Annotated in this window: 6 protein-coding genes; 1 reads left to right on the top strand and 5 read right to left on the bottom strand. The window is 30.6% G+C overall.

Annotated elements, in window-relative coordinates; all coding sequences use genetic code 11:
• The 5 genes from BM213_RS13775 to BM213_RS13755 form a co-directional block, all read right to left on the bottom strand.
• Positions 1 to 236, bottom strand: a 236-nt coding sequence (locus BM213_RS13775) for a transposase (protein ID WP_208601927.1), incomplete at its 3' end; no start/stop codon positions are given.
• 218 nt (positions 237 to 454) lie between these two features.
• Positions 455 to 1558 carry a glycosyltransferase WbsX family protein gene (locus BM213_RS13770; RefSeq protein WP_033006767.1) on the bottom strand — a complete coding sequence of 368 codons (1104 nt, stop codon included), beginning with the start codon at positions 1556 to 1558 and terminating at the stop codon, positions 455 to 457.
• A gap of 1227 nt (positions 1559 to 2785) precedes the next feature.
• Entirely contained in the window at positions 2786 to 4015 is a 1230-nt protein-coding gene (locus BM213_RS13765) for a DUF6337 family protein (RefSeq protein ID WP_091705083.1), read from the bottom strand.
• Complete coding sequence (locus BM213_RS13760; RefSeq protein ID WP_091705080.1) at positions 4012 to 4962, bottom strand: glycosyltransferase; 951 nt, start codon at positions 4960 to 4962, stop codon at positions 4012 to 4014. Before BM213_RS13760 ends, BM213_RS13765 begins: the two co-directional genes overlap by 4 nt.
• Positions 4959 to 6248, bottom strand: a complete 1290-nt coding sequence (locus BM213_RS13755; protein ID WP_091705078.1) for an oligosaccharide flippase family protein — start codon at positions 6246 to 6248, stop codon at positions 4959 to 4961. The genes BM213_RS13760 and BM213_RS13755 overlap by 4 nt, the downstream gene beginning before the upstream one ends.
• A 202-nt stretch (positions 6249 to 6450) precedes the next feature.
• Here BM213_RS13755 and BM213_RS13750 point away from each other — a divergent pair.
• On the top strand, positions 6451 to 6679 hold a 229-nt coding region (locus BM213_RS13750; RefSeq protein ID WP_244149306.1), incomplete at its 3' end, for a DUF6444 domain-containing protein.

Raw genomic sequence — 6679 nt, 5'->3', positions numbered from 1 at the left:
GTTTGAAATTCCCCATTTCGATCTCTTGGGACCAAAAGGCCTTCAATTCGGCCATATTGCGTATCTAGATTTCGTTGATAGTAGCCGTTTCTCATATTGGATGTGTCCGCCTGTTCGATTTCGAGGAAATGTTTGATTTCTTCCCGCATAATCAGCTCTAATTTTTCCTTCACAAACTGACGAATGACACTTTCCAGTTGATTTGCCCAGTCTACATTCGGTATACTTTTAGACATAGGTAGGGTACTCCTTTCTCTAAGATTTTTGGTTCAAATCAGAGAATACCCTACCTTTTTTCTTTTTGCCTAGCAAAATGCTTTACACAAAATTTTATACATCATCCAAATATCTTTATAAATGACTTTTCACATTGCCAAAGCTAAATTACTGACAACTTAATCTTACTGTAGATGTAACTGTTCAAACACCTTGACAATGGCTTCTTCGCCTTTCCCTAAATTCTAATTCCATTATTAATAAGTGCATTCCTTACAGCTTCTAGATATCCGTAACCATTCTTTCCGTCCGGCTCAAGATACGCTCCCTCACACCATTCATTCCACGCATTAATAAACAGAAACTCAGATTTATACTCTTTTATCCCTTTTTCGATCTTTTTTGTTAGATAATCTTCAAATTTTTTAACTGAAAAATTCTTATAGTAGGTTCCCATAATACCTTTTCTTGGTGTATTATCCCAATTTACAAATGCTCCCGGAATAGTTTTGAGGTCTTTTAATGGTCTTTTCTGTAACGACAACTCTGTCATTCTATCATAATCCATTGGTAAATTGCAGATAGTTTCTCTTCCAGTAATACGACAAAATAGTTTTTTAGAATATCTGTATACTCTCCTTATATTCAATTCATACCAAGGTAGATTGCTTGTAGAGTACGCAGGTTCAAATTCTACACAAGCAGAAAATGGAAGATCTCTTTTATCTATCTTTCTACTTCTTAATGTATTAACAAAATAAATTCCATTTAATCCCCTATCAATCGCCATTCTGTTCCATAATTCCATCATCTCTTGACACTTTTTTATTGAACTTGATTTATATATTATAAATAGTGGTTTTCCATCAACTTTTATATATCTATCATCCCTAAAAAACTTATATAGATAATCAAAATGCTCGATCCACTCTGGTTCATCGCCGTATTCCTGTTCCATAAGAACCTCACCATATTTCCCATCCCAAGATCTTGTCCACGGTTCATTTGCCCATGATATGCAAAAAGGAAGCTTTATATTTTTATTTTCCAGCATCATTTCCATTGGCTTCTCTAACAGCTTTTTGCCATTTTTAAACCAATAATGATAATAACAAAAACCATAAATCCCGTATTCTCTAGCTAATTTTTCTTGCCATATCCTAACATTATCATCTGTTAAATCATAATAATTTTCGTTAAGAGGTATCCTAGGCTGATAGTGATTTTTAGCTAATGGTTTTGCTTTTTTTAGATTCGTCCATTCTGTGAACCCCTTTCCCCACCATCTATTATTTTCTTCTATTTCGTGAAATTGCGGCAAATAAAATGCTATTATTTTCATAATATAATTCCCCCCACATATAATATTTCAATATATAATGCACTTTGAAGACTTAACCCTTGCTGTTAGCGGCAATCAGAAAATGTACAGTTTGGCAATTAAGCGTATGCATCTATTTCTGCATAATTATAACTTGATATGGAGTGGCGGTCATGATAGGCTCTTTTGCCTGTAAAACCATACAAATTGCCTCCTTTGCGTAGAATCGTGACTGCAGAGGCTCCATGTCAAGTAACGTTGCATATAAGTTAATATTCAATCAACTGCATACTCTTGTTTGCCATTTGGTACATTTTTTAATTGCCAAAAACACCCTTGCACCACGCTATACACTTCAAGCATCGAAACAAGTCTTTGAAGCGTTAATTAACGTCATCCGTAAACTAGACGATACCACCAGCAACATCCTTTGTGAAACACGTTGGTAATACCAAAGTAAAACCAAATTCCCCTCTTGACACAAGAAATCTTTCATCATCTTGGAACAGCGAATCCGAGTATTGTCGAGCACCAGCATAATCGCTTGTCTGGATAACGGCCCTCTAAGATGTTTAGAAAATCAAAAAAAAGTCATGGCATAAACTTCCATAACCCAGTGAAGGATTGAGTTCTCATTTTGGGGATTCACGACACCAGATAGGAAAACTTGAACACGATGACCCTAGGTAAGAACCTGTTTGTTTTTGTTTGCTGGCTTCTGACTAGGTCGCCCGCAGGATTTCACACTTTTTTATGAACTATCTACCGTTCTCACCTTTGACCAAGGTATACGTGGGCCGCAAAGTCTAAAAGAGTCTCATCTAATGCGGGTTTGCGTACGCCCTCACAAGACATGGGAATCCCGTAACGCTCACGAAAATTTAGCAACCTATATCTATAAAAGTAAATATAATCCATATGTCAATATAAATTATCTTACCCTATAAGCTTGGCATGGAGCCTCTACGCACATGAATTCTTTTGCGAAGACCGCAGCACAAAAGGAACTCACAGAAGCAACCAGCCTACCATGCACGCTACTCCACGCAAAGCCGTGTCCCCAAAATATCTTTTGTGAGAAAACTGACCTGTTTTGTTTCCGATTTAGTGTTTAATTTTTATCTTGTGTTTTACTAAAGCTTTATTTTACATTTTAAATACAATTCAGCTGGCATACGAGCTAAGATGGTTTTCCATTAGGAATGAAAACCGTCCCAGCAGGCTTTTCCGATCGAGCAGAAGAAAAACTTAAAAACGAAGTCTACTAGTGTAATAAAGAATAGTTAGTAATGTCACAAATATCCAAAACAACCAAATATATGAATGGTAATAATTATAATCAAACCACCCAAAGGATAATATTGATAAATTAAAACAATAATTAACTTTAAGCCATACAACTGAATTATTTGACCACATTTTAAATATATAGCTTATAAATCCTATTAAAATCGATATGAATATAGAAACCCAAACACCTAAATATATATGAATCGTTCCAAATAGTGTGAAAACATTTGAAACCTTTAAATTATCTTTATCAATCGGGAAAAAGTATTCGGTTACAACGCTATCTACTCTATCCCAATAAGTGATATGCCGTAACAGGTTCCATAAAGGAGCAATAATTCTTTGGCTATCACCAATTGTATTCATCCCTGATTCTAAATACCCACTAAACCCTAATATACCACTAAATAAATATGCAAAAATATCTCTCAGTTTTTCTAAAATGAAATTTTTATTCATAATATTATCAAAATCTCTCATATAGATGTACGGTATACTATATACTACTATAAAAATGATTATGCCTAATGATAATGAAATAATTATCAATTTTAAAGAAGATCTTAAATTACCAAGCATTGTTCTAAAGATAATTCCTGCAATAATTGGAATAAGTATAATTCCTTTTACTTGATAAATTAAAAATGGAATAAGAGTTATTATTATTGATATGCCCATTATGATATTTACTCGTTCATAGAATCCTATTAAATATATTAAGCAAATCATCGCTCCTACTCTTAAATAAGCTAAAATACCTTGTCCATAATCTTTCGCAAATAAATCACTTGCAATATAGTGTATACTTGGATGTGTACTTATTAAATCAAAAGCCGCTTTTATCAAATATAAAGAAATCAAAATACTAAAAATTGATACTATATTATTATTTTTATTATTGTTTATAGAACTATTTTCGTACTTTAAATCTTTATTAGTAAAAGGAAATAGTAATGTACCACCAATGAAAAATACTGTAGAGTATAAAATCCAATATAATATTATTTTATAGTTAATAATCTTAAAGCCTAATAACGATCCTAAGATGATATTTAAAAAACAAATAACTAAAAATGGAATCACTAAAAAGAAATAAGGTGTGAATAAATTACCAAATTTCTTTTTCTCTATTCTTAGTATTGTATAAACAATAAAACTATAGATCAGCAATAAAAACCAATTAATCATAACTTTCTCCTTAATGCAATAATCAAATCTAGTACGAATGCTTTAAATCCACTCGTATATCTAAAATAATTTCCTCTTAAAAAATGCATAGTTATATTCTTTAGAGATGGTTCACACCTATCCTCATAGAATACTTTTTTCTCGTAAACTTTACCTAATTTTTCAACATCTAAAGAAGATAAATTTTTTGAATGTTCTAATATACAATTTAGTTTAATCAAAGCATTTCTATACCTATCATTTACTGTAACTTTTTTTCTTTTTGACTTATTTAAACCTATTTGCTGAGATGAATGAATACGATATTTTATTAATGGTTCATCAATTAAACCTAAACAACTATTCAACTCCAAGTTTATTCCAATCCATGCATCGTGTATAAAATTTTCATTTAAAGGAAGTATGTCTTTTAGATAACTTCTATCAAAAGCTAATGTGCAACCTGTTATTACATCTTTTTTTAGTAATACATCTATTCCTTGACCATTTTTGAATTTATTTCTCATGTTTTCTTTAAACTTTATTTTATCCCATAATGTATCCTTTTGTTCAACTGAATTCTCATCAATTAGATAAGCATTTGTAAATACTGCTTTTATATTTTTATTTTTTTTAAATTCATTAACCACCTTGTGGATTTTTTCACGCAACCAAATATCGTCCTGATCACTTAAGAAAATTATATCTCCTGTACAATTTAACAAGGCTTTTTGAAAGTTTTTTATTACACCTAAATTTTTATCATTTTTGATTATTTTAATTTTAATATCTTTGTATCTACTTTGAAAGGAATATAATATATTTAAAGTATTATCTGTTGAAAAGTCATCACAAATTACTATTTCGTAAGGTTTATAAGATTGATTAACTAGACTATTCATTTGTTCCTCTAAATACTTTTCTCCATTATAAGTACACATAGCTATAGATACTTTGTATTCCTTCATTTTTTTAAAACTCCTAAAAATCCTTGTTTTTTAATAAATTCTACATATACAACCACAGAAACAGTTAATAATATCTCTGTTATTAATAATGAAAATGATGCTCCCCATAAGTTAAAATTTAGTGTAAGGATGTAACTTAATACAGGCAAGGATATACCATTAGTGATTATTAGATATTTAAATACTTTTTCTAGATATAAATTTAACATTATTTGAGTACCATAAATATTATTTATATAAATACTAAGCGGAATAAATGCCATAATAAGAAGTAGGTATTGAATCTCAATATTCTCTTCTCCCGTCATTACCAAGACAATAACATTTGAAAATACAACCATTCCTACTCCAGCTAACATAAATACCAAACTACCGATAAAGAGAAATTTCTTTAAGTATTTAATAGCAACATCATTTGATTTCTTAAATAATTTCGCACTGACTGGGTATAAAGCATTACTTACAGGGGCAACCATTGATGCAACCGTCCTCATTATTCTCTCTGCAATTGAATAGAGACCGACCTGTTCAGGAGTTAGTAATAACCCTATAATAAAAATATTACTGTTAGAAAATAATGTTGTAGCACCCTGAGCAACAAATAAATCCCATCCTTTTTGTAATTGTGTTTTAATAGTTATAAGATCAGGAAAAAAAAATTTAAACTTAAATTCTATTTTTATGATTATAAAACTGATGATAGAACCTAATAAACTACTACCGGAAATAATTAAATATGCTAAAAACAGATCGTTTGCTTTTTTAACAAAAATCAACAATAGTATCAAAGATATTAATCGTGAAAATAAACTTATTAAAGTGAATAATCTCAGTCTCTCAATCCCCTGAAAAAACCAATTAGTGTAAATCACTTCAGAAATTAATGTTATTAATAATAATAGATAAACAGAGTAATTAGCTTTAGTAATAGGAATCAGTAGACCTACAATTAGAAGAAAAGGTATTGAAATAATAAAAAGTAACAATTTTATACAAATAACATTACAAAATATATTATTTAACTCCTTATTATTTTCTTTATTGACTGCAATATCCCTTGGACCTGATAAATTAAAACCGTAGTTTATGAACAAAACAAAATACGAACTAATCGTTTGAATCAGAGAAAGAACTCCATAATTCGCTATCCCTAGTACTCTAACTAAATAAGGCATAGTAATTAAAGGAAATAGGTACATGCTCACTCTTAAAACAAATAAGTAAATTATGTTAATAAATATTCTATCTAATTTAATTTTTTTAAATTTCTTATAAAATATACTCATCCAAAACTCATCCTAAATACAAGTTTTATCCTTGATGATAGATCGATCATACATACATAAAATGTAACTATTCAGCCACATCATAAAGTGAGCTGAATATTTTCTTCTTTCGTAACTATTCAGCCACATCATAAAGTGAGCTGAATATTTTCTTCTTTCCTTGTCTATGATGTGAATACTGATAGACAAGGAGGTGAATCGCATGTTGACGGTACAACAAGCTGTATTTACAGTTGAGAGCTTAATCGGCAAAGTTCAACAACAAAAACAGCTCATTCATCAACTTATTCAAGAAAATGAACATTTGCGTCACGAAAACAAACAGCTACGCAAAGAAAATGAACAACTCAAGTATCGCGTTCAAGAGCTGGAAGCACGCACGAAAAAAAACAGCTCTAATAGCCATTTGCCCCCATCTTCTGACCGTTTTG

Source organism: Anoxybacillus pushchinoensis, assembly GCF_900111795.1.
Classification (GTDB): domain Bacteria; phylum Bacillota; class Bacilli; order Bacillales; family Anoxybacillaceae; genus Anoxybacillus; species Anoxybacillus pushchinoensis.
The sequence above is the reverse complement of the archived record's forward strand: the minus strand, read 5'-3'. Positions and strand labels throughout refer to the sequence as shown.

Coding starts and splice junctions, on each gene's coding strand:
- BM213_RS13765 (WP_091705083.1), bottom strand. CDS start 4,015: ATGATTAATTGGTTTTTATTGCTGATCTATAGTTTTATTGTTTATACA.
- BM213_RS13760 (WP_091705080.1), bottom strand. CDS start 4,962: ATGAAGGAATACAAAGTATCTATAGCTATGTGTACTTATAATGGAGAA.
- BM213_RS13770 (WP_033006767.1), bottom strand. CDS start 1,558: ATGAAAATAATAGCATTTTATTTGCCGCAATTTCACGAAATAGAAGAA.
- BM213_RS13755 (WP_091705078.1), bottom strand. CDS start 6,248: ATGAGTATATTTTATAAGAAATTTAAAAAAATTAAATTAGATAGAATA.